This is a genomic window from Lentzea sp. NPDC004782, from assembly GCF_040609115.1.
Taxonomy (GTDB): Bacteria; Actinomycetota; Actinomycetes; order Mycobacteriales; family Pseudonocardiaceae; genus Lentzea.
In genome coordinates, this window is sequence record NZ_JBEXJN010000030.1 from 17,487 (window position 1) to 43,416 (window position 25,930).

At 69.3% G+C, this 25,930-nt stretch carries 24 protein-coding genes; 15 read left to right on the forward strand and 9 right to left on the reverse strand.

Going from position 1 to position 25,930, the window contains the following annotated elements:
* Nucleotides 1–6 precede the first annotated feature (6 nt).
* Nucleotides 7–894, forward strand: a complete 888-nt coding sequence (locus ABZV40_RS26660) for a LysR substrate-binding domain-containing protein (protein WP_355446949.1) — start codon at nucleotides 7–9, stop codon at nucleotides 892–894.
* On the opposite strand, the gene ABZV40_RS26665 is transcribed toward ABZV40_RS26660, so the two are convergent.
* On the reverse strand, nucleotides 797–1,660 hold the full coding sequence (locus tag ABZV40_RS26665; protein ID WP_355446952.1) for an EamA family transporter: 864 nt from the start codon (nucleotides 1,658–1,660) through the stop codon (nucleotides 797–799). The genes ABZV40_RS26660 and ABZV40_RS26665 overlap by 98 nt on opposite strands.
* A 94-nt stretch (nucleotides 1,661–1,754) precedes the next feature.
* Between ABZV40_RS26665 and ABZV40_RS26670 the strand changes: the two genes are divergently transcribed.
* Nucleotides 1,755–2,663: an RluA family pseudouridine synthase gene (locus tag ABZV40_RS26670; protein ID WP_355446955.1), complete on the forward strand. Its 909-nt coding sequence runs from the start codon at nucleotides 1,755–1,757 to the stop codon at nucleotides 2,661–2,663.
* On the opposite strand, the gene ABZV40_RS26675 is transcribed toward ABZV40_RS26670, so the two are convergent.
* From ABZV40_RS26675 to ABZV40_RS26685, 3 genes are all read right to left on the reverse strand, one after another.
* On the reverse strand, nucleotides 2,658–3,551 hold the full coding sequence (locus tag ABZV40_RS26675) for a hypothetical protein (protein WP_355446958.1): 894 nt from the start codon (nucleotides 3,549–3,551) through the stop codon (nucleotides 2,658–2,660). The genes ABZV40_RS26670 and ABZV40_RS26675 overlap by 6 nt on opposite strands.
* Nucleotides 3,551–6,742 (reverse strand): GH92 family glycosyl hydrolase, encoded by a 3,192-nt coding sequence (locus ABZV40_RS26680; protein WP_355446961.1) that lies wholly within the window; start codon nucleotides 6,740–6,742, stop codon nucleotides 3,551–3,553. Before ABZV40_RS26680 ends, ABZV40_RS26675 begins: the two co-directional genes overlap by 1 nt.
* Nucleotides 6,743–6,805: 63 nt before the next feature.
* On the reverse strand, nucleotides 6,806–7,240 hold the full coding sequence (locus tag ABZV40_RS26685) for a hypothetical protein (RefSeq protein ID WP_355446964.1): 435 nt from the start codon (nucleotides 7,238–7,240) through the stop codon (nucleotides 6,806–6,808).
* Between the two features lie 57 nt (nucleotides 7,241–7,297).
* On the opposite strand from ABZV40_RS26685, the gene ABZV40_RS26690 reads away from it, so the two are divergent.
* From ABZV40_RS26690 to ABZV40_RS26700, 3 genes are all read left to right on the forward strand, one after another.
* Nucleotides 7,298–7,681: a VOC family protein gene (locus tag ABZV40_RS26690; RefSeq protein ID WP_355446966.1), complete on the forward strand. Its 384-nt coding sequence runs from the start codon at nucleotides 7,298–7,300 to the stop codon at nucleotides 7,679–7,681.
* A 141-nt stretch (nucleotides 7,682–7,822) separates the two neighbouring features.
* A complete protein-coding gene (locus ABZV40_RS26695; RefSeq protein ID WP_355447083.1) occupies nucleotides 7,823–8,836 on the forward strand; it encodes a glycoside hydrolase family 19 protein in 1,014 nt (337 codons plus the stop codon).
* A 42-nt stretch (nucleotides 8,837–8,878) separates the two neighbouring features.
* A complete protein-coding gene (locus ABZV40_RS26700) occupies nucleotides 8,879–9,361 on the forward strand; it encodes a DUF664 domain-containing protein (protein WP_355446969.1) in 483 nt (160 codons plus the stop codon).
* Here ABZV40_RS26700 and ABZV40_RS26705 read toward each other — a convergent pair.
* Nucleotides 9,358–9,603 (reverse strand): mycoredoxin, encoded by a 246-nt coding sequence (locus tag ABZV40_RS26705; protein WP_355446971.1) that lies wholly within the window; start codon nucleotides 9,601–9,603, stop codon nucleotides 9,358–9,360. The two genes, ABZV40_RS26700 and ABZV40_RS26705, sit on opposite strands and share 4 nt — an antisense overlap.
* A 345-nt stretch (nucleotides 9,604–9,948) precedes the next feature.
* Between ABZV40_RS26705 and ABZV40_RS26710 the strand changes: the two genes are divergently transcribed.
* A complete protein-coding gene (locus tag ABZV40_RS26710) occupies nucleotides 9,949–10,572 on the forward strand; it encodes a DUF4360 domain-containing protein (protein ID WP_355446974.1) in 624 nt (207 codons plus the stop codon).
* A 58-nt stretch (nucleotides 10,573–10,630) separates the two neighbouring features.
* Nucleotides 10,631–11,272 carry a DUF4360 domain-containing protein gene (locus tag ABZV40_RS26715; RefSeq protein ID WP_355446977.1) on the forward strand — a complete coding sequence of 214 codons (642 nt, stop codon included), beginning with the start codon at nucleotides 10,631–10,633 and terminating at the stop codon, nucleotides 11,270–11,272.
* A 79-nt stretch (nucleotides 11,273–11,351) separates the two neighbouring features.
* On the opposite strand, the gene ilvA is transcribed toward ABZV40_RS26715, so the two are convergent.
* Nucleotides 11,352–12,587 (reverse strand): threonine ammonia-lyase IlvA, encoded by a 1,236-nt coding sequence (gene ilvA / locus ABZV40_RS26720; RefSeq protein WP_355446980.1) that lies wholly within the window; start codon nucleotides 12,585–12,587, stop codon nucleotides 11,352–11,354.
* Nucleotides 12,588–12,655: 68 nt separating this feature from the next.
* On the opposite strand from ilvA, the gene ABZV40_RS26725 reads away from it, so the two are divergent.
* Both ABZV40_RS26725 and ABZV40_RS26730 read left to right on the forward strand, forming a co-directional pair.
* Nucleotides 12,656–13,525 carry a lytic polysaccharide monooxygenase gene (locus ABZV40_RS26725; RefSeq protein WP_355446983.1) on the forward strand — a complete coding sequence of 290 codons (870 nt, stop codon included), beginning with the start codon at nucleotides 12,656–12,658 and terminating at the stop codon, nucleotides 13,523–13,525.
* 83 nt (nucleotides 13,526–13,608) lie between these two features.
* Nucleotides 13,609–14,838, forward strand: coding sequence for a ThuA domain-containing protein (locus ABZV40_RS26730; protein WP_355446985.1), 1,230 nt, complete (start codon nucleotides 13,609–13,611; stop codon nucleotides 14,836–14,838).
* Here ABZV40_RS26730 and ABZV40_RS26735 read toward each other — a convergent pair.
* Nucleotides 14,835–15,224, reverse strand: coding sequence for a hypothetical protein (locus tag ABZV40_RS26735; protein WP_355446988.1), 390 nt, complete (start codon nucleotides 15,222–15,224; stop codon nucleotides 14,835–14,837). The two genes, ABZV40_RS26730 and ABZV40_RS26735, sit on opposite strands and share 4 nt — an antisense overlap.
* 149 nt (nucleotides 15,225–15,373) lie before the next feature.
* On the opposite strand from ABZV40_RS26735, the gene ABZV40_RS26740 reads away from it, so the two are divergent.
* From ABZV40_RS26740 to ABZV40_RS26760, 5 genes are read left to right on the forward strand one after another with little or no spacing between them, the layout of a single operon-like run.
* Complete coding sequence (locus ABZV40_RS26740) at nucleotides 15,374–15,811, forward strand: helix-turn-helix domain-containing protein (RefSeq protein WP_355446990.1); 438 nt, start codon at nucleotides 15,374–15,376, stop codon at nucleotides 15,809–15,811.
* A 2-nt stretch (nucleotides 15,812–15,813) separates the two neighbouring features.
* Nucleotides 15,814–16,326: a hypothetical protein gene (locus ABZV40_RS26745; RefSeq protein ID WP_355446993.1), complete on the forward strand. Its 513-nt coding sequence runs from the start codon at nucleotides 15,814–15,816 to the stop codon at nucleotides 16,324–16,326.
* On the forward strand, nucleotides 16,327–17,436 hold the full coding sequence (locus tag ABZV40_RS26750) for an MAB_1171c family putative transporter (protein ID WP_355446996.1): 1,110 nt from the start codon (nucleotides 16,327–16,329) through the stop codon (nucleotides 17,434–17,436).
* 16 nt (nucleotides 17,437–17,452) lie between these two features.
* A complete protein-coding gene (locus tag ABZV40_RS26755) occupies nucleotides 17,453–18,520 on the forward strand; it encodes an ATP-dependent DNA ligase (RefSeq protein ID WP_355446999.1) in 1,068 nt (355 codons plus the stop codon).
* Nucleotides 18,517–19,116, forward strand: a complete 600-nt coding sequence (locus ABZV40_RS26760) for a YigZ family protein (protein WP_355447001.1) — start codon at nucleotides 18,517–18,519, stop codon at nucleotides 19,114–19,116. Before ABZV40_RS26755 ends, ABZV40_RS26760 begins: the two co-directional genes overlap by 4 nt.
* Here ABZV40_RS26760 and ABZV40_RS26765 read toward each other — a convergent pair.
* Nucleotides 19,113–19,505, reverse strand: a complete 393-nt coding sequence (locus tag ABZV40_RS26765; RefSeq protein ID WP_355447004.1) for a hypothetical protein — start codon at nucleotides 19,503–19,505, stop codon at nucleotides 19,113–19,115. The genes ABZV40_RS26760 and ABZV40_RS26765 overlap by 4 nt on opposite strands.
* A gap of 198 nt (nucleotides 19,506–19,703) precedes the next feature.
* On the opposite strand from ABZV40_RS26765, the gene ABZV40_RS26770 reads away from it, so the two are divergent.
* Entirely contained in the window at nucleotides 19,704–23,303 is a 3,600-nt protein-coding gene (locus ABZV40_RS26770) for a hypothetical protein (RefSeq protein WP_355447007.1), read from the forward strand.
* A gap of 15 nt (nucleotides 23,304–23,318) precedes the next feature.
* On the opposite strand, the gene ABZV40_RS26775 is transcribed toward ABZV40_RS26770, so the two are convergent.
* Nucleotides 23,319–25,916 carry an exo 1,3/1,4-beta-D-glucan glucohydrolase gene (locus ABZV40_RS26775; protein ID WP_355447010.1) on the reverse strand — a complete coding sequence of 866 codons (2,598 nt, stop codon included), beginning with the start codon at nucleotides 25,914–25,916 and terminating at the stop codon, nucleotides 23,319–23,321.
* Nucleotides 25,917–25,930: the final 14 nt, after the last annotated feature.

A 25,930-nucleotide genomic window follows, 5' to 3' on the forward strand; every position in this document is an offset into this window, starting at 1 on the left:
GATCCGATGTTCGACCTTCATCGGCTGCGCCTGCTGCGCGAGCTCTCCCAGCGCGGCACGCTCGCCGCCGTCGCCCAGGCGCTGAGCTACAGCCCTTCCTCGGTGTCGCAGCAGCTCTCGTTGCTGGAGACCGAGGTCGGCGTGCCGTTGCTGGAACCCGTCGGAAGGCGAGTGAAGCTCACACCTCAGGCGGAGATCCTGGTGCGGCACACCGAAGAGGTGCTCGCACGGCTGGAGCAGGCCGAGTCCGAGGTGGCCGCGTCGCTGCACGAGATCACCGGCACGCTGCGGGTCGCGACGTTCCAGACCGCGGCCCTCGCGCTGATCCCGGCGACGCTGGCGCGCATGCGGGACGAGCATCCGTCACTGCGGATCGAGTTTCAGGTGCTCGACCCCGCGGAAGCGCTTTCCGCCTTGAACGCGAGGGACTTCGACCTCGTGTTCGTCGAGGAGTGGCCGGACCAGCCGGAGGCCAGGTTCACCGGGCTGGAGTACCGGGAGGTGTGCCGGGACCCGATCCGGCTGGCCGTCCCGCGTGGACTGCCGGTCGACGGGATCGCGTCCTACCCGTGGATCATGGAACCGGACGGCTTCCCGCAGCGGACGTTCAACGTGAACTGGTGCCGCCACAACGGCTTCGAGCCCGACGTGCGGTTCTCCTCCACCGACGTGCTGGTGAAGCTGCGGTTCGTGGAACGGGGTCTCGCGGTCGCGCTGCTGCCGGACCTGGTGTGGTACGACCGCGAGGTCACCGTCGACCTGCACGAACTGCCGGTCGCCCAGTCGCGGCTGCTGTTCACCGCGGCACGGGCAGGACGAGGTCAGCATCCCGCGGTGCGGGCGTTTCGCGAGACGCTGGCGCGGTCGACAGCGCTGCTCCAACCCCCGCTGTGATGACCAGCGCGATGGCGCACAGCGAGATCAGGCTCAGGTGCTGCCCGAGCAGCACGGCACCGGCCAGCGCCGCGGCGGCGGGTTCCAGCGCCAGCGCGACGCCGAACGTGCCGGCCTGCAACGTCTTCAGCGCCCGGATCTCCAGCGTGTAGGGGATCGCGGACGCCAGCAGCGCCACCACCGCGCCCAGCATCAGGGTCCTGGGTTCGAACAACGCCGCACCGGCCGTGGAAAGCCCGTACGGCAACGTGAGCGCGGCCGCGACCAGGCTGGCGCCCGCGAGGCCGCCGGTGCCGAGGCCCTCGGTCGCGAGCCTGCGGCCGGCCAGCACGTAGCAGGCCCAGAACGCCGCGGCGAGCAGCGCGAGCACCACCCCGATCAGGTCCAGGTGCGCGCCCGTGTACTCGCGCACGCCCAGGATCACCACGCCGACGAGCGCGAGCCCCACCCACACGAAGTCCCTGGGACGCCTGCTCAGGACCGCCGCGACGCCCAGCGGCCCGAGGAACTCGATCGTCACCGCCACGCCGAGCGGGATCCGGTCCAGCGCCAGGTAGAACGTCCCGTTCATGCCCGCCATGGTCAGGCCGAGCACGACGGTCTCCTGGCGGAACTTCGGTTTGGTGACGACCGCCAGCATCAGCGCCGCGATGCCGAGCCGCAGCGCGGTGGCGCCGGGCGCGCCGATCTGCCCGAAGAGCTGACTGGCGAACGCCGCGCCGAACTGCAGCGAGACGACCGAACCGAGGACCAGGAAGACTGCCATGCGCTAGAGCTTCAGCCCTCGCTTCCATTCAGTACAGCGAATGTTTCCGAGCGGTATCGTTCGACTTTTCCGACCATTTAGACTGGCGGGTGCGATGAGACGCAAACCCTCCTCCCCGCTCCCCCAGCGCAACGGCCTGGACGCCGCGCGGCTGAAGCTGCCGTCTGGGGGCTCGTGGCTCTCCCTGCGCGACCACCTCGTGGAACGACTGCCGCGCGTGGCACCGGCGCGGATCGAGGAGATGCTGCGCGAGGAGCGGATCTGGGGCGTCTCCGGCCCGCTCGGGGTCGACGCGCCGTTCGTGCCCGACTCCTACATCTGGTTCCACCGCGACCTGCCCGTCGAGGTGCCGGTGCCGTTCGAGGTGGGCGTCGTGCACCAGGACGACGACATCGTGGTGGCCGACAAGCCGCACTTCCTGGCCACGATCCCGCGCGGCCGGCACATCATGCAGACGGCCCTGGTCCGCCTGCGCGACTCGCTGGGCCTGCCCGACCTCTCCCCCGCGCACCGGCTGGACCGCGTCACGGCCGGTCTCGTGCTCTTCGTGGTGCGGCGCGAGCTGCGGGGCAAGTACCAGACGATGTTCCGCGACCGCCTGGTGTCCAAGGAGTACGAGGCCATCGCCCCGTACTCCACTGAGCTCGATCTCCCCACCGTGGTGCGTTCGCGGATCATCAAGGAACGGGGCATCATCACCGCCTTCGAGGTCGACGGCCCGCCGAACGCCGAAACGCACGTGTCTCTTGTGGAGCATCGCAACGGCCTGGGCCGCTACCACCTGAAGCCGCTGACCGGCCGCACCCACCAGCTGCGCCTGCACATGTCCGGACTGGGCGTGCCGATCGTGAACGACGACTTCTACCCGGTGCTGCGGGAACGCCCGCTCGACGACTTCTCGTCGCCACTGCAGCTCCTCGCCCGCACGTTGTCCTTCGTGGACCCGGTCACGGGCGAGGAACGCTCCTTCACCTCGCGTCTGCGGCTGTCCGCCTGGTCATGAGATGTGCGTGCGCCGGGTCGCGATCGGCTGCGGCTCCCAGATCCGGTTCATCCGGTCGAGCAACCGCCGGGCGAGCGCGCTCATCGCGGGGTGCGTCTCGGTGAACCCCGCCACCACCCGCGCCCGGAACATCAACCGGCCGCGCGCGGTCGTGCTGTACCAGAACCAGTCCTCGTCGACGACCCGCGCGAGGTGGTCGGTGCCGTCCCGCTCGGCCCGCTGCACCAGCGCGTCACCCTGGACCAGCCACCGCACGCAGGCGTCCTCCAGCGGCTCGGTCCAGCCGCGTTCGGCGAAGTAGGCCCGCTCGGCGGCCTCCCGCAGCTCCTTCGGTGTCTCGGACACCGTCGCGCAGGTCGGAAAACCAATCCGCAGGTACACCAGCTCGGTGAGCCCGTCGCCGAGCATCGCGCCTTCGAGGTCGACGAACCGGGCTCCGCGTTCGGTGTACATGTCGTTGCCAGGACACGGGTCGCCGTGCAGGAGGTCGAACCTGCCGGTGTCGGTGAACGCGAGCTCGGTCTCCGCGTCCCCGACCTCGACCTCCAGCGCGCGCACGAACCGCAGGAACGGCTCCGGATCGGGAACCTCCTGGCGCGGCAGGGCTCCGGCGTGCTCGGGACCCGTGGCCTGGTGCAGCCGGGCGAGACCGCGGGCGTAGTCGATGACCCAGTCCTCGTCGAACGGATGGGACGGCAGCCGCTCCATCACGATCGTCCGGGTGTCCGGGTCGACGTCGAGGACGCGCGGCACCATGCCGGTGTGTCCGGCCAGCCGCAGCGCGGTGACCTCGCGGGTGAAGGCGGCCGCATCGCCGATGACCTGCTTGACGATGCGGTCGCCGTCGGCCCACACGCGGGACCGCACTCCACTTTCCAGTCGTTCCATCAGGCAAGTGTGAGCGCGTACAGCTCCACTCGCGGATCATCCGGCAATGTCACCGACCGGACCGTCTTCGCCGCGTCCAGTCGCAACGACTGCCCGAACAACCGGACCGCCGGGCCGTCCACCCCCTTGCCCGCCTTGATCCGGTGCGGCATCTCCAGCACCGCGGGACCGTCACCGGCCCAGTCCGGCACCGAGGCCGCGACCTCGGCCGACGTGCCGTCCGTGTACCACACGGTGAACGCCGTCGACACGGGCCCGTTGTAGGACGCACCGACAACGTGCAGCCACGAGAACTTCCCGGCGGGCAACAACAACCCCTGCCCGCGAGCCTCGACGAAGTTCGGCGCCGTCCCGGACGGGTCCGGTGCCTGGTAGGTGATCCCGCCCCACGTCACCGGCCCGGCCGCGGGCAGCAGCGCCGCGTCGTAGCTCCAGCCGCCACCGTCGAAGTCACCGGACGCCGGAGCGTCCGCGGTGGCCGTCCCGTCGTGGTTGCGCTCCGGCCCGACGTCCACCGAGCACGACGAGAACGCGCACACCGCGGCCGGTTTCACCTCGACCACGGCCTTCACGGACACGTCGCCGACCGAGACCGGGACCGGGTACGAACCCACCGGGGCACCGGCGGGCACGGTGACCGTCAACGGCACGGTCTTCTGCGTGGGCAGATGCCGCGACACGATCACGAACGGCGTGGCACCGCTCACCTTCCAGCCGTCCGGCGCGGTGACGGAAGGCCGCACCGGCACCGCGGACGGCGACTGCGCCAGCACGTCGAGCTGCAACGTCAGCGACTGCGCGGTGTCCGAGGTCGGCATGACGATCTCGGTGTTGCGCAACGACGCCGACAGGGCACGCCGCGAGTCCGCGTTGCCGTCGTTGAGCGAAGGCGGCTCGTCGGAACGCGCGGTGCCCCACGACGAAGGCTTCGCGGCCACCTCGTACGAGAGCTTCCCGCCGTGCCGCACCGAGGACCAGTCGAGCCAGGTCCTGCGCACGTCACGCCCGTTCAGCGAAGCGGACCGCACGTAACGGACCGAGTCCGAGACGTTCGGCGCCGACACCACCAGCGTGCCGCCCTGCGCCCCGTACTGTCCTATGCGGACGGTCGCGGACGGGAACTGCGGTGACGACAGCGCGAGGAAGCCCGACCCGCTGAAGGTCGGGTACAGGCCCAGCGACGAGAAGACGTACCAGGCCGACATCGTGCCCAGGTCGTCGTTGCCCGTCATGCCGTCCGGGCCGGTCGTGAACAACGTCATCGCCGCCCGCACGACCGTCGCGGTCTTCCACGGCGTGCCCGTCCACAGGTACATGTACGGCGCGAGCAGGTCGGGCTCGTTGTTCGGGTTGTAGGTCGGTTTGCCGTAGTAGTCGTACGGTTCGGTGATCCAGTCGTGCCGCGCGGTGCCCGCGGGGTCCACCAGCAGCTTCTCGTAGGCGAAGAAGTCGTCCAAGCGCTTCTCCGACGTCTCGCGCCCGCCCATCAGCGACACCAGCCCGGCCGGGTCCTGCGGGACCAGCCACTGGTACTGGTAGGCGCCGCCCTCGTGGAACTGGTGCGACGCGTCGACCGGGTTGTACGGCGTGAGCCAGGTGCCGGCGACCGTGCGCGGCCGGAACTGACCGATGGACGAGTCCCACAGGTTGCGGTACCACTGGCCGCGGTCGGCGAACAGCCGCGCGTCGGCGCCGTGGCCCAGACCGCGCGCCATCAACGCGAGCGAGGCGTCCGCCGCCGAGTACTCCAGGGTGGCCGACGCCGGGTGCACGCAGTCGTTGTCGCCGCCCTTGTGCGCGCAGTCCGTGCCGAGCTTCAGCCCCGACGGGATGTACCCGCGGTCCGAGTAGTACGTGACGCCCGACCGCCCGTTGTACGGCGATGAAGCGGGAGGCAACGACAAGGCGTTGGCGCGCAACAGCTGGTACGCCTCCTCCTCATGCCCGCGCAGCAACCCCTTCGACCACGCCTCGACCAGGAACGGCGTCACCGGGTCGCCGGTCATGATGTTGGTCTCCGACGACGCCAGCGCCCAGCGCGGCAACCACCCGCCGTCCCGTCCACTGGCCACAACGGACAGTGCGACGTCCCGGGCCACCTGCGGTTCCAGGATCTGCAGCAGCTGGTTCTGCGGCCGGTAGGTGTCCCACAACGAGAAGTTCTGGTACGGCGTGTAACCGGAAGCCGTGCGCACCTTCCCGTCGAAACCGGTGTACCTGCCGTCGACGTCACCGGCGAGGTTCGGGTGCAGCACCGAGTGGTACAGCGCGGTGTAGAAGGCGGCCTGCCGATCCCGGGACCCGCCGGACACCCGCACCGCGTCGAGCTGCTTCTTCCAGACCTCGCGCGCCGCCTTCGTGGTCGCGTCGAAGTCGTAGGAAGGCGCCTCCGCCGCGAGGTTGCGCCGCGCGCCCTCCAGCCCGGTGTAGGACAGGCCGATCTTCAGCACGACATCGCGGTCGGCGGAAGCGTCGAACGTGACCCACGCGCCGTTGCCCCCAGTTCCGGCAGCGTCACGGGAACCCGCCGTGGGAACGCTCCCCCGCCACGAGCCGAAGGACGAGAACGGCCGGTCGAACGACGCCGTGAAGTACACGGTGTGCTCGTCCTTGCCCGCGCAGAACCGGCCGTTGCGCACCCGGCCCTCGATGGTCCGGTCACCCACGACGTGGATCTCCGAGTCCAGCACGGTCTGGTTCGACCGTCCGGTGTTGAACAGGACGTTGGCCGCCGACGAGGACGGGAACGCGTAGCGCTGCCACCCCGTCCGCGGCGTCGCCGTGACTTCGGCGTTCACCCCGTACCGGGACAGCCCGACGCGGTAGTAGCCCGGCTGGGCGAGCTCGTCCGAATGACTGAAAGGCGACTTGTAGGCGTTGATGTCAACGTTGTCGACGGGCCCGACCGTCGGCATCACGGGCAGCTCGCCCATGACGCCGCAGCCGACGCCCGACAGGTGCGTCTGCGAGAAGCCGTAGATGGAGTTGGCCTTGTAGTCGTACCCGCCCTGACCTCCCGTGTCGGGGCTGACCTGCACCATCCCGAACGGCACCGAGGCGCCGGGGAAGGTGTTGCCGAAGTTCTGGGTACCGACGAAGGGATTGACGAGGGACGAGGGGTCTGCGTCTGTTTGTGCCTGTGCGGGGACTGCTAGACCCAGTAACAGCCCGGCTACAACCAGTGTCCGCATTGACGCAGTATTGCGTGATCGTCGCCGCCCCGACACCCCTCGGAGGTCGGGGCGGCGTGGAATCTAGCAGCGCTTGCCGGTGTACGCGGTGAAGTTGTCGTCCTGCGCCACGCTCACGAGACCGTAGGCGGCAGTGCACTTGTCGAGGGTGTCGGCGGGCTTGCTCCACAGCTCCTTGGGGTCGTAGGGGTTGCTGCTGCCACCCTTGTGACTGTCCGGCGTGCTGTCGCTCGCGCTGCTGTAGACCGCCACGGCGGTCTGGGTGATCCAGTGGTGACCGGAGTTGCGGAAGCTCTCCCACATGTACACGTACGAGTAGTTGGAGCCGCAACCGGCGAACTGCTTCACCGACGCGATGTTGTTGCCGCGGTACTTGACGTACGCGGTCGACCCGATCTGCGCGGCGCTCGAGCACCCCGGCGGCGTCTCGGCGTTCGCGACACCGGGGAAGACGAAGCCCAGCAACACCACGGCGACGGCGATGATCCCTCTCTTCATGGGGCGATCATCACCGGCCGCGCTGACAAGTCCCTGACAGCGGAGTAGGCAGGAGGTATGCCCGTACAGCTCAACCACACCATCGTCCACGCCACCGACCAGGAGCGCTCGGCGCGCTTCCTGACCGAGCTCCTCGGCCTGCCGGAGCCGGTGCGCTTCGGCCCGTTCCTCGTCGTCGAGGCCGCGAACGGAGTCTCCCTCGACTACGTGACCAGCCCGGCGCCGATCACCGTGCAGCACTACGCGTTCCTGGTCACCGAGGAGGAGTTCGACCAGATCTTCGACCGGATCTGCGAGCGCGGGCTCGACTACTGGGCCGACCCGTTCCGCAGTCAGCACAAGCAGATCAACCGCAACGACGGCGGTCGTGGCGTCTACTGGGACGACCCGGACGGCCACCGGCTGGAGATCATCACCAGGCCGTACGGCTCGGGTGCGTAATGGTATAGACCCCTTGACTGGTCTGGACCACCGATGCCAGTCTCAGCCTTGTTCACATCCTCGATTCCTCGGGCGCGCAGACTCCAGGAGTGGGTGACATTGCTGAGAAAACGCATCTTGGCGTCCATCGCGGCGGGTGTGATGACGGCGGCGCTGGCCGTCATCACACCGTCCGCTTCCTCCCAGGCGGACGTGTCGGCGCAGTCCTGCACGTTCACCGACTGGGTGCAGGGCCAGTGGTACGTCACCGGCGCCGTCGTCAGGTACCAGGGCGCCCACTACATCGCCGAGCACGACAATCCTGGTTACAGCCCAACGATTTCAACGTGGTACTGGGACCCGTACAACTGTGACGGCGGCGGCGGTGGCGGCACCTGCAACTACCCCGACTGGGTGCAGGGGCAGTGGTACACGGCCGGTTCCATCGTGCGGTTCGAAGGCAGCTTCTACATCGCCGAGCACGACAATCCCGGTTACAGCCCAACGGTTTCCACCTGGTACTGGGACCCGTACACCTGCAACGGCGGAGGTGGCGGCGGCGGCGGCTTCGTCGTCAGCGAGACCCAGTTCAACCAGATGTTCCCCAACCGCAACGGCTTCTACAGCTACAGCGGGCTCGTGGCCGCGATGAGCGCGTTCCCCGCGTTCGCGACCACGGGCAGCGACACCGTGAAGAAGCAGGAGGCCGCGGCGTTCCTCGCCAACGTCTCGCACGAGACCGGCGGCCTCGTGTACGTCCGGGAGATCGACCAGAGCGGCGACTACTGCGACGAGACCCGGTCCTACGGCTGCCCCGCCGGCGACCGGAACTACTACGGCCGCGGCCCGATCCAGCTGTCGTGGAACTTCAACTACTACGCGGCGGGCCGTGACCTCGGCCTCGACCTGCTGCGCAACCCGGACTGGGTGGCCACCGACTCCGCGATCTCGTGGAAGACGGGGCTCTGGTACTGGATGACGCAGACCGGGCCGGGCAGCATGACCGGGCACAACGCGATGGTGAACGGCAGCGGGTTCGGCCAGACCATCCGCAGCATCAACGGGTCGCTGGAGTGCGACGGCCGCAACCCCGCGCAGGTGCAGAGCCGCGTGTCGAGCTACCAGCAGTTCACCGGCATCCTCGGCGTGCCGGCCGGAGCGAACCTCTACTGCTAGCAGGACCCGGCCTGTCCTGGTTCGGCCATAGCGTCGCCGTCCGTGGAACGCGACGAACTGCTGCACATGCTCAACGACCAGCGCCGGGTCTTCCGCATCGCGATGCGGGGCCTGTCCGAGGCGGACGCCAGGAAGCGCACGACCGTCAGCGAGCTCACGCTGGGTGGGTTGCTCAAGCACCTCACCTGGTGTGAGCGCACCTACACGCACCTCCTGTGCGGACGACCGGGCCTGCCCGAGGGGATGCTCGACACCGGGCAGTACACCTGGGAGGGCGGCTCGTTCGACGAGCTGCTCGCCTCCTGCGCCGAAGCGGCGCGCGCGACCGACGAGGCCGTGCGCGCCGCTTCACCGGACCAGCTGATCCCGATGCCGCCGGCACCGTGGGACCCGGACCCCGCACCGCGGTCGGTCCGGCGGGTCGTGCTGCACGTGCTGCGCGAGACCGCCCAGCACTCGGGGCACGCGGACATCATCCGCGAGGCGCTCGACGGTGCCTCGACGACCGCGCAGCTCCACGGCTAGGCCGCGAGCTGTTCCTTGACCTGGGCGAGCGACGGGTTGGTGAGCGCCTTGCCGTTCGGGAAGTGGACGGTCGGCACCGTGCGGTTGCCGCCGTTCACGCTCATCACGAAGTCGGCCGCACCGGGCGTCTCCTCGATGTTGATCTCGACGTACTCGATGCCCTCGCGGTCGAGCGAGCTCTTCAGGATCCGGCAGTAGCCGCACCACGAGGTCGAGTAGACGGTCAGCTGGTCGGGAGCCATCAGGCGCACTCCTCGCGAGAGATCGGTCGTCGTCACCGGCATCAACGTCCGGGCGGGGCCGGTTCATCCCGGGATGCGGCCCAGATCACCTCCGGCGCCCGAGCGGATCACTCGAACGGCCCAGCGAACGGCGATCGTCAGACAATCGTCAGGTCAATTCGGCACACGGTGGGTGAGCATAGTTCGCGCACGGCCGAATATTTCGGGGCGTGCTCTTCGCCCTGCTTTCCGACGAACATTGCCGAAGAATTCGGTCACCCGATCGGCGGCCCTTCGCAACACAGGGTTTCCGATATCGTTTGACCTCCGCCGCCGGTATCGCACTTCTGGAAAGAAAGGCTGGCCATGCTGAAAACGGTGCTGGCTGCTGCCCTCACGCTGTCCGCGGTGGTCACCGCTCCCGCAGCGAATGCTGTTCCCGATGTTCCGGACTTCGTCACGATCGACGTCGTCACCGTGAACGGTTCCGGCTGTCCGGCCGGCACCGCGGCCGTCGCCTCCGCGGACGACCGCACGGCGTTCACGGTCACCTACAGCCAGTACCTCGCCCAGGCTGGCCAGGGCTCGTCACCGACGGACTTCCGGAAGAACTGCCAGCTCAACATCAGAGTGAGCTACCCGCAGGGCTTCACGTTCGGCATCGCCCAGGCGGACTACCGCGGCTTCGCCAACCTGCAGTCGGGGGCCACGGGCACGGAAAGAGGAAACTACTACTTCCAGGGAATGTCCGACACGGCGAGCCGCAGCCACAACTTCTACGGCCCGGTGAGCGACAACTGGCAGGCAACCGACCGCGCCCAGGTGGCGGAAATCATCTACGCACCGTGCGGAGAAGTACGGCACCTGAACATCAACACCGAGCTGCGGGTGAACGCCGGAAGCGCGTCGAAGGCCAACAGCTTCATGACCATGGATTCCACGGACAGCAGCGTGAGCACCAAGTACCAGTTCTCCTGGAAGCGCTGCTGACCCAGGCACCCAATGCCGCCGCCCGCGCATTGTTGAACCACAGACGGAAAGGTGCCCCATGCTCAACACAGTGGCCGCGGCCGCTCTCGCGATGTCGACCATCATCATCCCGCCCGGTGGCGCCCCCGGCACCACGCCGCCGCCGGAGATCATCACCATCGACGTCGTGACGATCAACGGGTCAGGTTGCCGGGCGGGAACGGCCGCGGTCGCCGTCAGCCCGGACAACAAGGCCTTCACCGTCACCTACAGCGAGTACATGGCGCTGGTCGGTGTCGGAGCCGGGCCGACCGACTTCAGAAAGAACTGTCAGCTGAACCTGCGGGTCAACGTGCCGTCGGGCTTCACCTACGGCATCGCGTCCGCCGACTACCGCGGCTTCGCGAGCCTGGAGCGCGGCGCCACCGCCATGCAGAAGGCGAGCTACTACTTCCAGGGCATGTCGCAGACCGTTCCCATGCAGCACGACTACAAGGGACCGCTGAGCGACAACTGGCAGGCGACCGACACCACGGACGTCGCCGCGATCGTCTACTCCCCGTGCGGCGAGAAGCGGAACTTCAACATCAACACGGAGCTGCGGGCCAACGCGGGTACCTCGGACCCGAAGAAGACCACCAGCTTCATCTCGATGGACTCGACGGACGGGTCGATCGAGACGACCTACCACTTCGCCTGGAAGACCTGCCCGAAGCCGTGAGCCCCTGTCGATGAAGGGAACCTTCCTCCACCTGAGGTGCAGGAAGGTTCCCTTCATCGACCACCCGGACGGGTGAGGGTCAAATCAGGAACCGGTAGGCCGTGGTGCCCGGCGCCACGTGCTGGATCTTGAGCGGGGACTCCTTCATCCGGCCCCGCAGCAGGTCGTAGTCCTCACGACGGCCCAGCTCGATGCACACCAGCGCGGCACCGGTCTCCCTGTTGTCGCGCTTGACGTACTCGAACAGCACGATGTCGTCGTCCTTGCCGAGCACCTCGTCGAGGAACCTGCGCAGCGCGCCCGGCTCCTGCGGGAACTCGACCAGGAAGTAGTGCTTCAGCCCGCGGTGCACCATGGACCGCTCGACGATCTCGGCGTAGCGCGAGACGTCGTTGTTGCCGCCGGAGAGCAGGCACACGACCGTCGAGTCGGGCGCCACCGAGATCTCCTCCAGCAGCGCCGCCGAGGCCAGCGCGCCCGCGGGCTCCGCGATGATGCCGTCGATCTGGTACAGCTCCAGCATCTCCGTGCACACCGCGCCCTCGGACACGCTCAGCAGCTCGGCGCCGCAGTCGCGCACCATCGGGAACGTCACGTCACCGGCCCGCCGGACCGCCGCGCCGTCGACGAACGAGTCGACCTCGGGCAGCGTCACCGGGTGGCCCGCCTGCAGGGCGGCGATCATGCTCGCCGCGCCCGCCGGCTCCACGCCGATGACACGGGTGCGCGGGAAGCGCTCCTTGAACCAGGTGCCGACGCCGGAGAGCAGACCGCCGCCACCGACCGGCACCACGACCACGTCGGGGGCGCCGCCGAGCTGCTGCACGATCTCCAGGCCGACGGTGCCCTGACCGGCGACCGTGCGGCGGTCGTCGAAGGCGGGGACCAGGGTCGCGCCCGTGCTCAGCGCGTACTCCTTGGCCAACGCGGCCGCGTCGTCGTAGGTGTCGCCGTCGACGACCAGCTGGACCATGCCCTGGCCCAGGGCGGAGATGCGGTCGCGCTTCTGCCGCGGTGTGGTGCGGGGCACGTGCACGCGGCCCTCGATGCCCAGGCGGCGGCACGCGTAGGCCATGCCCTGGCCGTGGTTGCCCGCCGACGCGCAGACCGCGCCGCCGAACGCGAACTCGGTCTGGCACAGCAGGTTGAACGCGCCGCGCAGCTTGTACGACCGGCCGACCTGGAGGTCCTCGCGCTTGAACCACACCCGCGCCCCGGTCCTCTCGGACAGCCGCTGGTTCACCTCCAGCGGCGTGGTGCGGGCGACTCCACCGAGCCGGGCTGCGGCTGCGGACACCTCATCAGCGAAGGACATGTCAACACATCTTCCGTGAACGACTCGGGCCTGGCACGCGTACCCCTAGAAAGACAGGGGAGGTGCTCGTGTTTCGCCTAGTGGGCGTACTGACGCTGCTCATGATGCTCTCCGCGGTTCCCGCGCACGCCCATGGCGCGCCCACCGACCCCGCGAGCAGGGCTTTCCTGTGCTCGCCCGGTCAGCCAACAGCATCATCCCCGCCCTGCCGCAGTGCCGTTCAGGCGGGGTTGCCGTCCAAGGAGTGGGACAACATCCGGTTGCCGAACGTGGCCGGCCAGGACGCCGCGCGCGTGCCGGACGGCAAGCTGTGCAGCGCCGGGCTGCCCAGGTACGCCGGGCTCGACCTGCCGACCGCCGAGTGGCCGGCGACGAAGCTCACGAGCACCGACTTCACCTACCGGGCGACGATCCCGCACCAGGGCTCGTTCCGGTTCTACGTCACCCGCGACGGCTACTCGCCGGCGCAACCGCTGCGGTGGGCGGACCTGGAGCAGTTCCTCTCGGTGCCCAGTCCCCCTCTGGTCAACGGCTCCTACGAGTTCAAGGTGCGGCTGCCGCAGGACCGCACCGGGCGGCACCTGATCTACACCGTCTGGCAGAACACCGACACCCCGGACACCTACTACTCGTGCACGGACGTCGAGATCGCGGCGCCTGAACCCGCACCCGCGCCCGCCGTGGCCGCTCCTCCTCCCGCCCCGCAGGTGAAGCAGGTCCCGCCCGCCCCGGCCGCGACGACCACGACCACCACCACGCCGAGCACCGCCGCGCCCTCCACGCCGAAGCCGAGCACGCCGCGGCCCGTTCCCGTTGCGTCGACCGTCGAACAACCTCCTTCCGACACCATGAGGTTCGGCCTGTCCGCCGTGGTGGCGGCACTGGGCGGTTTGGCGGTGCTGGGCGGGTTCATGGTGTGGCGCAAGAGAATTCTGTGAACGTCCCGGTCCCCAACAGGTCTGGACCATCCCTACGATGATCTTCGGGCGCGCAACCCCTGCGACAGAAGGTGCGTGCCCGCATGGCAAGAAAACTGCTGGCGTTGCTGGCTCTGCTCGCCGCGACCCTCGTCCCGGTTTCCGGAACCCACGCGGCGAAGGCCGCGTCGTTCAAGGTGCTCGGCTTCTACTACGGCACCAACGACCTGGCCCACATCTCGTTCGTGAAGGAGGCGAACCCCTGGCTCGCCAGGGCCGCCCAGGAGAACGGGTTCACCTACGAGGCCACCACCGACTGGAACCGGCTGGTCGGCCTCACCCCCGCGCAGGCGCAGGTCGTGATCTTCCTCGACGACCTGCCGAACGGCGCGCAGCGCGCCGGGTTCCAGCGCTACATCGAGGCGGGCGGCGCGTGGCTCGGCTTCCACGTCTCGGCGTTCACGCAGAACGCCGACGAGTGGCCGTGGTACCACAACACGTTCCTGGGCAAGGGGAACTTCGTCAGCAACACCTGGGGTCCCACCACCGCGACGCTGAAGGTGGAGACCCGCACCCACCCGTCGACCCTGCGCCTGCCGGAGAGGTTCACCTCGTCGGTGAGCGAGTGGTACAGCTGGTCGCGCGACCTGCGCACGAACCCGGACATCCAGATCCTGGCGAGTGTCGACCCGTCGAGCTTCCCGCTCGGCACCGACCCGAACCAGCAGTGGCGCAGCGGCTACTACCCCATCATGTGGACGAACCGGAACTTCAAGATGATCTACGCCAACTTCGGCCACAACGCGATGGACTACGCGAACAACCGGCCGTTGTCGTCCACCTTCGCGAGTCCCGACCAGAACAACTTCCTCATCGACAGCCTGCTGTGGCTGGGCGGCGGCTCGCAGCCACCGCAGCCGGAGTGGACGACGCTCGTCAACAAGGGCAACGGCAAGTGCGTCGACGCGCGCTCGGCCGGCGCCGGCAACGGGACCGTCATCCAGCAGTACACCTGCAACTCCACCACCGCGCAGAACTTCCGCGCCGTGGCGACGAGCGACGGCTACTCCCGCGTCGAGTACCGCAACAACCCCGCCAAGGTGCTGGACGTGAGCGACGTGTCCACTGCGGACGGTGCCGGCATCCACCTGTGGGACTACGTGGGCGGCGCCAACCAGCAGTGGCGCGTCACCACCGGCGCGGACGGCTACTCGGCGCTGACCGCCCGCCACTCCGGCAAGTGCCTGTCGGCGCCGGCCGGCACCGGTGACGGCGTGCAGCTGGTCCAGGCGACCTGCACCGGCTCGGCGGCCCAGAGCTTCCGCCTGGGCTAGGAGGACCGCGAGTGGTGCCGGTCGCCGAAGCGGCCGGCACTGCTCACGACCACCCGCTCCCTCGGCACCGGACGTGCCGCCTGCGACGACGCCAGGAACCCGTACATGTCATTGAGCTGGTGCAACGCCGACACCGCGTCCCGCCACACGGGACAGGGCCACGCCCGGTGCCGTCCGTACCAGGAGTGGCAGGACTTGCACCGGTGCCGCTCGTTCGGCTCGTGCATCCGCAGCAGCCCCCGCCACCACGGCAGGGCGGCACGCAGCTGTTCGCGCAGTTGGAACACCTCGTTGGGCGAGTCCGTCTGCGCCAGCTGGTTCATGGTCTTGTAGACGACGTCGATCACGGTCCGGTGAAAGGATCCCTGCCGTTCGGCAAGCGCCATGTCCGAGCTCCTCCTCACCGCAGTTGAGACAGGCTCGCCAGGAGTCTATGTTGACGATTGGACGGGTTTCAACTGGTGAAAATCCCGTCACCCAGATAGCCCTTTCCATGGGTGGAAACGCTCACTGCGCGCAACGGGGGGAGCCGGCAATGGCGGGGGAACGGTCCCTGGCTGACAAGCTCAACCACCTCTTCGCCCGGCACACCTCCCGTTCCGGCCAGGAGTACAGCAACGAGCAGGTCGCGGCCGCCATCGCGGACACCGGCGTGACCATCTCGCAGAGCTACATCTGGCAGCTGCGCAAGGGCAAGAAGGACAACCCGACGTTCAAGCACCTGCAGGCCCTGGCAGGCTTCTTCGGTGTGCCCGTGAGCTACTTCTTCGACGACGAGGTCACCGACCGCGTCGACGAGCAGCTCAAGTCGCTGCAGGAGGAGCAGAACCGCCTCAACGAGATCGCCGCGGGCAGCGAAGCGCAGCTCATGGCGATGCGGGCGGGCGAGCTGTCACCCGACCGCCGGCGTCTGGTCATGGAGCTGCTCGACGTCGTCTACCGACAGGAACAGGCCGAACGCGGCGAAGGATGATCGTGGCCGAACGTGAGCTGCGCAGGCGGTGCCGCCGTCTGCTGAACGAGCTGGACATCCAGCCCCCGCTCGACGTGGAGGAGCTCTGCCGGCGCGTCGGCGACCAGCGGGGCAGACCGATCCGGCTGATCGCGCATCCGATCCCGGTGCCCGGCCCGTACGGCGTGTGGATCGCCACCGCCAAGGCCGACTACATCCTCTACCAGCAGGAGACGTCGAAGGCGCACCAGAACCACATCATCCTGCACGAGCTCGGTCACCTGCTGGCCGGTCACACCAGCGACGAGCAGGACGACGAGCTGCTCACGGGCCTCTACCCCGACCTCGAACCGGACGCCGTGCGGCGCGCGCTGCGGCGCACCTCCTACGACACCGAGCACGAGCGCGAGGCCGAGACGGTCGCGACGATCATCCTCGAGTGGGCGTCGGTGCTGGACAAGGTGGCGCCGCGCAACGCGGAAGGCCCCGCGCGCCGGATGGCGTCCTCGCTGGCCGACCGGATCGGGTGGCTGTAGATGCAGTACCTCAAGGAGACCCAGGGCGTCGTCGCGTTCACCGCGCTCGCCGTGATGCTGTACCTGCTCTTCCGCCGCCCGCACGACCCACGCCTGCGCAGCGTCACGGGTCTCGTGGCCGGCTGGGCGGTCGGCTACCCGTTCGGCCGGGCCGCGGCGAACGGCCGGTGGTTCCTCGGCCTCGACCCGATGGTCTGCCAGCTGATCCAGCACGCGTTGCTGCAGGTCGGCGTGTACGGCCTGATCTGCTTCTTCATCTTCTCCGCCCTCGACGACACCCGAGCGCGCAGACAGGCGTGGCTCCAGCTCGCCCCGCTGGTCCTCTGCGTCACCGCCATGACGTGGGCGGTGCTGGCGATCCCGGACGACCTGCGCGTCGCGGCGGCGCGCGTGCCGAACTCGCTCGGCGGCGGCCCCACCGGCGTCCTCGCGATCACGGTCTTCTACGCGCTGGGCAACGGTTATCTGCTCTACGGGTTCGCGGCGATGTTCGTCTGGGCCCGCCGCTACGCCCGCGGCGCCGACCCGCGGCTGCGCCGGGGCCTGCTGATCACCTCCACGGGCCTCGGGCTGCTGGTGCCCGCCGACGCGATCTTCGTGTCGTCCAACGTCTCCCGCTACTTCGGCACACCGCTGCCCCGCTGGCTGCTGACCACGGCCGTGTGGTTCCTGCTGCCCGGCGTGCTGCTGATCGTCATCGGCGTCGTCTACCCGATCGCCGCGATGCGGTTCGCGGCGATGCGGCTGTGGTGGCGGCACCTGCGCGCCTACCACCGGCTCGCTCCGCTGTGGACGCTGCTGAACGAGTCGTTCCCCGAGGACGCGCTGCACCGCGTGCCGTCGAGGCGCGACGCGTTCTCGTTGCGCGGCGTGCACCGGCGCTACTACCGGCGCGTGATCGAGTGCCGGGACGGGCTGGTGCGGATCAGCCCGTACGTCGCCGAGACGCCGGACGAGCTGCCGCTGGCGCAACGGCTGCGCGCCGGGCTCGAGACGCGCAGGTCCGGGCAGGTGTCGCTGCGGCGGCCGATCGCGCTGGCCGTCCCCGAGGACGAGGGCATGGACGCGGACGTGCGGGAGCTGGAAAAACTCGCCGTCGCCCTGCGCTGAGCCTATGGTCACGGGCGTGGACCTGCCCGTGATGCCGCCGGTGAAGCCGATGCTCGCGAAGTCCGTGCCCGAACTGCCGCGCGCGGACGGTCTCGCGTACGAGCCGAAGTGGGACGGCTTCCGCTGCATCGTGTTCCGCGACGGCGACGAGGTGGAGCTGGGCTCGCGCAACGACAAGCCGCTGACCCGCTACTTCCCCGAGGTCGTCGAGCTGCTGCGCGAGGCCCTGCCACCGAAGTGCGTGGTCGACGGCGAGATCGTGCTGGTCACCCCGGACGGGCTGAGCTTCGACACCCTCCAGCTGCGGCTGCACCCGGCCGCTTCGAGGGTCCGCAAGCTCGCGGTCGAGACCCCGGCGAGCTTCGTCGCGTTCGACCTGCTGGCCTGCGGCGACACCGACGTCACGACCCGCACGCTCGGTGAGCGCCGCAAGCTGCTGGAGGAGGTCGTCACCGAGATCCCCGGCGTCTACCTCACCCCGTCCACGACGGACCCGGACGTCGCGCAGGACTGGTTCACGCGGTTCGAGGGCGCGGGCTTCGACGGCGTGATGGTGAAGGCGCTCGACGGCGTCTACGAGCCCGACAAGCGGGTGATGTTCAAGGTCAAGCACGCGCGGACGGCCGACTGCGTGGTCGCGGGCTACCGCCGGCACAAGGACGGCGAGACGGTCGGGTCGCTGGTGCTGGGGCTCTACCAGGACGGTGAGCTGCGCAACGTCGGCGTGGCGAGCAGCTTCACCGCGGCCCGCCGCCGCGAGCTCGTCGAGGAGCTCGCACCGCTGCTCGACCCCGCCGAGCACCCGTGGGCCGCGTGGGCGACCTACGAGGGGCCGGGCATGAACAGCCGGTGGAACCCGGAGAAGCAGCTGCAGGTCGTGCTGCTGGAGCCGTCACGGGTGGCCGAGGTGCGCTACGAGCACGTGCAGGGCGGCCGGTTCCGGCACACCGCGCGGCTGGTGCGCTTCCGCCCGGACAAGACGCCTGCCGAGTGCACGTTCGAGCAGCTGGAGGAGGTGCCGCCGGCCGAGCTGGACGCCCTGTTCGGGGAGGCCGAGCAGAGGCGGCGCACAATCGAGCGGTGAAGGTGATCAAGCGGGACGGCACGCACGAGATCGAGATCGGGCGGTCGCGGTTCCTGTGCCACGTCGCCCGCGTCGCCTCGGAGCGGGAGGCGGCCGAGTTCTTCGCGCGGATCCGCAAGGAGCACTGGCAGGCCACGCACAACTGCACGGCGTTCCGCACCCGCGACACCCAGCGCTCGTCCGACGACGGCGAACCCGCCGGCACGGCCGGGGTGCCGATGCTGGAGGTACTGACGCGGCGGGATCTCGTCGACACCGCCGTCGTCGTCACCCGCTACTACGGCGGCATCAAGCTCGGCGCCGGTGGCCTGGTCCGGGCGTACGGGCGGGCCGTGTCGGAGGCCATCGACGCCATCGGCACGTTGACCCGTGAACGCCACGAGAGCGTGCTTCTGGCCGTGGACCACGACCAGGCGGGCAAACTGGAGAACGCGTTGCGCGCGTCCGGGTACCACGTCGCGGACACCGAGTACGGCCACGACGTCACCTTCACGGTGCTCACGAAGGAGCCGGAGGCGTTCGAGACCTGGCTCGCCGCGCAGACCGGCGGCGCGGTGACCGCGATCAGGGGCGAGCCGGTCGACCTCGACCACTAGCCATCTACACCCCAACCAGTGGTCACCACGGCGGCCAAGGCATATGCGAACGCGAAGACCCCGATGGCCGCGAAATCGAAGCGAGTGCCGACGCCGGCGTTGGCGGACACGACCAGCCCGGCGACCACGATGATCACCGCGCTCATGCAGCCGGTCGGCCACGCGGGGCGCAAGCCCAGCAACCGCAGAACCAGTCCGGCCAGCACCAGGACCAGGACCAGCCCGCCACCCGCGGTGAGCAAGACGGCGCCAAGGCACTCCAGCCCGCCACCGGGGCACAGCACCTTCTGGGTGAACGGTCCGGTCAGCAGGTAGTAGCCCCATCCGAAGACGGCGCCGACCAGCGCGCCGATCACCACACGTCGCAGCACCTCCACGGCGATGATCATGCGTGAAGGGGGCAGGTCGTGTCGTGAGTGGAACTACTCAACGATCTAGGGCTTGGGGTCCGGCGGCGGGTTGTCGGGTTTGCGGGTCTCGACGATCAGGTCGCGAATGTCACCGTTCATGTGCTCTTCATAGAGCGAACGCGTTGTTCGGTTCCGCCGACTGGACGCCGGACGAACAACGGGAGAACAATCCGGCGGGTGCCGAGACCCGAGCGCCCGCTGGATTCCGACGATGACGAGCTGCTCAGGTTCGCCGCCGACTTGAGATTGTTGCGTGAGAAAGCAGGTAGGCCGACCTACCGCGAGCTGAGCAAGGTCGCGCACTATTCGGTGACGGTGCTGTCGGAGGCCGCGAGCGGCCGGAAACTGCCCAGCCTGGCCGTGACCACGGCCTACGTGCACGCGTGCGGCGGCAACGTCGAACAATGGCGGCGGAGGTGGCACGAGCTCGCCGAAAGCGCGAAGCCCGCCGATCCCGGCCGGGAGCCGCCCTACCTCGGCCTCGGCGCCTTCCAGGCGCAGGACTCCGGCCGCTTCTTCGGCCGGGAAAAGCTCGTCGCGCAACTGCTGGACAAAGTGAGCGAACGGCCATTCGTGGGCGTTTTCGGCGCTTCCGGATCGGGCAAGTCGTCACTGCTGCGCGCCGGGCTCGTGGCCGCGCGGCCCGCCGATCTGCTCTCCCCCGGCCCGCACCCGCTCGCATTGTGGAACGGGGTGACGGCGGACCTCGTGGTGATCGACCAGTTCGAGGAGGTCTTCACCCTCTGCCGCGACGAGGACGAACGGGCCGCGTTCATCGAGGCCATCACGCATTCAACCGGACGCAAAGTGGTGATCGGCGTCCGCTCGGACTTCTACGGCCATTGCGGCCGTTATCCGGCACTGGTCGACGCGTTGCACGACGCGCAGCTCCTGGTCGGCGCGATGAGCCCGCAGGAGCTGCGGCGCGCGATCACCGAACCGGCGTTGCGCTCCGGCTACACCGTCGAGGGCGCGCTGGTGTCGGTGCTGGAGGCCGAGCACGCGCCGTTGCCACTGGTCTCGCACGCGCTGCTGGAGACGTGGCGTCGTCGTCGCGGCACCCGTCTGACCGTGGCGGGCTACGAGGAGACGGGCGGCGTCCGGCACGCGCTGGCCCAGAGCGCCGAGGCCGCGTACCTGGCGCTGGACGCCGATCAGCAGGAGATCGCGCGCAAGATCTTCCTGCGGCTGACCGCGCTCGGTGAGGGCACCGAGGACACCAAGCGCCGGATCAGCCGCGACTCTCTCGACAACGATGACGACACGTTGTTCGTGCTGGACCATCTGGCGCGCGCACGGCTCATCACGCTCCACGACACCGGCGTCGACCTCACGCACGAGGCCGTGATCCGCTCGTGGCCGCGCCTGTCCGGCTGGCTGACCGCGAACCGCGACGGCCTGCGCGTCCACCACCAGCTCACCGAGGCCACGACGGCCTGGGAGTCGCTCGACCACGACTCGGGCGCGCTCTATCGGGGCGTGCGGCTCGCATTGGCGCGTGAGTGGGCGGCGGGTGACGACGACGCGATGTCCGCGCGCGAACGCCGGTTCCTCAACGCCAGCATCGAGGCCGAAGAAGCCGAACAGCAGGCCGCGCGACGGCGCGCCCGCAGGCTGCGGCAGCTCGTCGGGCTGCTGACCGTGCTGCTGGTGCTCGCGGTGACGGCGGTGGGGTTCGCGATCAGGGCCCAGCGCGAGACCGCGGTCCAGCGGAACCTGGCCATCGCGCGCAAGGCGGTGAGCGACGCGCGGGGCCTGCGGCCGGTCGACGCCACGCTGTCCACCCAGCTGAGCCTCGCCGCCCAGCAGCTCTCCGACAACGCCGAGACCCGCGACAACCTGCTGAGCGCCACCGCGGACCCGTACTTCACCCGGATCGCCGCGCACGGCAGCGACGTCCCGGCCGTGGCCACGCGCGGCACCACGCTCGCGACGGTCAGCTGGGACCACGAGCTGAAGCTGTGGGACATCGCGGACACCCGCACACCACGGCACCTGAGCACCACCGACACCGGCGAGGAGCTGCACGGCGTCGTCTTCGCCCGTGCCGGACTGCTCGCGCTCACGACGGAGCAGGGCGTCCTGTTCTACGACGTGACCACCCCCGGTGCCCCGAAGAAGCTGGGCACCGTTCCCGGCCCGGGCGGCACCACCAAGATCAGCGACGTCACGTTCACCCCGGACGGCACGGCGGCGGCGGTCGCGGTCGGCACCGTCGTTCAGTTCTGGCAGGTCACCGACCCCTTCCACCCCGTCCTCACCTCCACGCTGACCGGGTTCGGCTCCGACACGCGACGGGTCCGGTTCCGGCCGGACGGCAAGGCGCTCGCCGTGGCGGTGGACAAGGTCGTGACGCTGTGGACGTACGGCGACGGCGAGCCACAGCCCAGGAGCGTGCTGCACGGCCACACCGGCGGCATCGAGTCGCTCGCGTTCACGCCGGACGGACGGTCGATGGCGACCGGCGGCTGGGACCACCTGGCCAAGCTGTGGGACGTGGCCGACCTCGCGAACCCGCGGCAGCGCGCCGGGTTCGCCGACTTCACGGCCATCGTCTGGGGCGTGTCGTTCTCCCCCGACGGCACGACGCTCGTCGCGACGGGCGACCGGCGCACCCGTCTGTGGGACCTCGTCCACCTCGACCCGGAAGGCCGGCCGCGGCTGCTCGGCACGCTCACCGCCGGCGTCTACGCCGCCGAGTTCACCCAGGACAACGCCACCCTGGTGATCTCGGAGGGCGCGAAGTCGGTGCGGCTGCAGCGGTTGAGCGACCTGCCGTTGCTGGGCCACGAGAACAACCTCTCGGCGACGTCGTTCCGCCCCGACGGCCAGGTGCTCGCGACCAGCAGCTGGGACAGCACGGTGTGGCTGTGGCGGATGACGCCGCACCGCGGCCGCGAGCCGATCACCCGGATCACCGGCGCCCGCGGCTACCTGCGGTTCACCGCGTTCAGCCCGGACGGCAAGCTGCTCGTGGTGCCGAGCGACGACGGGTTCTGCCGCCTCTACGACGTCACCGACGTGACCGCGCCGGTGCTCCGGGCGACGCTGCCGGTGCAGACCGACCGCGCGGTGTCGGCGGCGTTCACCCCGGACAGCAAGACGCTCGCCGTCGGCACGTACCGGCAGGTCATGCTGTGGGACATCACGGAGACCAAGTCGCCGGAACTGCTGTCGTACCGCGAGGCCGCGAACAACTACCTGTGGGCCGTGCACTTCAGCCCCGACGGCACCAGGCTGGTCGCGGGCACCGGTGACCAGTCGAAGCTCTACGACGTGACCGATCGGCGCGATCCCCGCGAGATCTCCTTCCCCGGCACCGGGGACACGACGTTGCGCGGCGGGTTCAGTGGCGACGGCAGGCTGCTCGCCACCGCGGTCGGCGACAAGGAGATCCGGCTGACCGACCCGCGCACGCTGCGGGAGGTCGGCAGGCTGACCGGCCTGACCGCCGGACCGTACGCGGTGACCTGGCACGGGAGTTTGATGGCGACCTCGCACACCGACGGCGTGCTGCGGCTGTGGGACCTCGCCGACCCGGCGCGCCCGCGGCTGGTCACCAGGTTCACCGGCCACGAGCGGGACGTCGCGGCCATCGAGTTCTCGCCCGACGGCACGTATCTGGCCTCAGGCGGCAACGACACGACGGTCCGGTTGTGGGACGTGGACGTCGATCGGGCGCGTGAGCGGTTGTGCGCGCGGCATCCCGAACCGCTCACGCGTTCGCAGTGGGAGGAGTACTTCCCGGACGTGCCCTACCGGCCGGTCTGCCGGTAGGGCACGTCCTGTGCCTTAAGTGCAGGGAAGTACGTCCGGATCAGCGCCCGCCTTGGGCACCCACCTCACGTTCGCGAACGACGCCTGGAACGTGCCCTCGGTGTAGACCAGGAACGGCGTGTTGACGTTCTCCAGGTCCAGCCCCTTGCTCGCCAGGCACTCGACCGAGACCTTCACGGTCGACTTCTGTCCGATCGGGAGGTTCCGGAACGCTTGCGTGGCATCGAGCTCCGCCATGCACGGGTAGTTGCAGTGCGCGCTGATGACCGTGCGGGCCGCCGGGGCCTGGTGCACGATCACGTCGAACTCGACGGCCGCGTTGGCGTTGCCGTAGCCGCGCAGGTCGGTGCCGGTCGGGCTCTGCAGGTACACCTGGCCCGGACCGGTGCCGGTCCACGTCGTCTTCAGCGCGTCCTGCTGCACGTTGACGTCGGACTGCACGACGTTGATGTTCGCCTGCGAGGCCTGGCCGTCGGGGCCGATCTCCAGGCCCCAGTTCTCCGGCGAGCCGAGGAAGCTCTTGTACGGCGCGACGTCCGCGCGGTTGAAGATCTCCAGGTCCTCGGTGGCCGTGCCGCCACCGCCACCGGAGCAGCTGCCGCCGGGGCTGGACTCGTCGAGCTTGCCGACGTTGCCGGTCTGCCAGTCGCGCAGGCCGTAGCCGAACTTGAACAGCGGGTCCTGGCTCGGGTCGTTGAGCGGCGTCTGGCAGGCGCTGCGCGGCCACGAGTACGACAGCTTGCCGGTGAACCCGTTGTGGCGCCCCCGGATCAGCAGGTCCGCGATGCCCTGGCCCTCGGTGCCGGGCAGCCAGGCGGCCACGAACGCGTCGGAGCGGTTGATCTCCTTGTTCATGTACATCGCGCGGCCGCCGACGTAGACGGTGACGACCGGCTTGCCCTTGCCGGACACCTTGTCCAGCACCGCGAGGTCCTGCGGGTACAGGCGCGCGGTCTCCAGCGTCCGCTTGCCGATGTCGCCCACGCCCTCCGCGTACGGCGTCTCACCGATCACGGCGATGACGGCGTCGAAGTTCTTGGGATCGACGTTGTCCGCGGTCTCGGAGAACGTGACGTTCGCGGCGCCCAGCGTGTCCTGGATGCCCTTGAGGATGCTGGTGGCGTTCGGGAAGTCGGCGTTGGTGTTGCCGGTGCCCTGCCAGCTCAGCGTCCAGCCACCGGTCTGGTTGCCGATGTTGTCCGCGCTCTTGCCGACCACGAGAACCTTGCTGCGCTTGGGCAACGGCAGCACGCGGTCGTTGTTCTTCAGCAGCACCGCGGACTCCCGCACCGCCTGGCGCGCGAGCTCCTTGTGCAGCAGATCGCCCTGATCTCCCGCGTGCTCGCGCTGCGAGGGCTTCGGCTCGTCGAACGTGCCGGCACGCAGCTTGACGCGCAGAATCCGGGTGACCGCGTCGTCGATGCGGGCCATGGGGATCACGCCGCTCTCGACCTGCGTGATCGTGTTGGCGATGAACGCCTTCCAGTCGTTGGGCACCATGATGATGTCCAGACCGGCGTTGATCGCCTGCGGGCAGCTGGCGTTCGTGCACCCGGTGACCTGCCCGATGCCGTTCCAGTCGGAGACGAGCAGCCCGTCGAAGCCCATCTTCCCCTTGAGGATGCCGGACTGCACGTACTTGCTGCCGTGCACCTTGCCCTCGTTGATGACGTCGTTCGTCCAGCTGTTGAACGAGATCATCACCGTCTGCGCACCCGCGGCCAGCGCCCCGTAGTAGCCCTGACCGTGAATGTTGATCATCTCTTGCTCGGTGCTGGCGTTGACCCCCTGGTCCTTGCCGCCGGTCGTGCCGCCGTCACCGATGAAGTGCTTGGCGGTGGCGATCACGCCGTCCTCGCCGATGCGCCTCTTCGCGTTGTCCTGCAAGCCCTTGATGGCCTCGAACCCGTAGGCGCGCGTGATCCGCGGGTCCTCGCTGAACCCCTCGTACGTCCGCCCCCACCGGTCGTCCCTGACCACGGCCAGCGTGGGCGAGAACGCCCAGTCCTGCCCCGTGACCCTGATCTGCTCGGCCGTGGCCGCGGCGATGTCGCGGACGAGGCACGGGTCGTGCGCGGCGCCAAGCCCGATGTTGTGCGGGAACACCGTCGCGCCGTAGACGTTGTTGTTGCCGTGCACCGCGTCAATGCCCCAGATGACGGGAATCTTGGTGCGCGTGGCCTTCGACGCCTCCCAGTAGGCGTCGGCGAGCTTCAGCCAGTCCTGCGGCGTGGCCTTCTTGTTGGCGTTGGGCCAGCTGCCGCCGCCGTTGAGCACCGACCCGAACCCGTACGTCGTCACGTCCTGCGGCGTGATCGAGCCGATCTCGGGCTGCGTCATCTGACCGACCTTCTCGGCCAGCGTCATGTCCTTCAGGATGGCCTTGATGCGGGCCTCGTCCCTGCGGTCACCCTTGAGCTGGCTCTCGACCTTCGGCCAGTCCTCGAGGGTGGGCAACGACTTCTCGATGCGGGCACACCCGTGCTCGGTGCGGGGCTGCCCGATGACCGGCTGCTTCGGTCCGTGCTGCGCGTCGTCCGGCGCGGCGGCCGCTGTCGCGCTGGCGGCGAGCGTCAGCCCCAGCACTGCGGCAAGAGTGCTTCTCCAATGCATGCCGCAGATCCTCA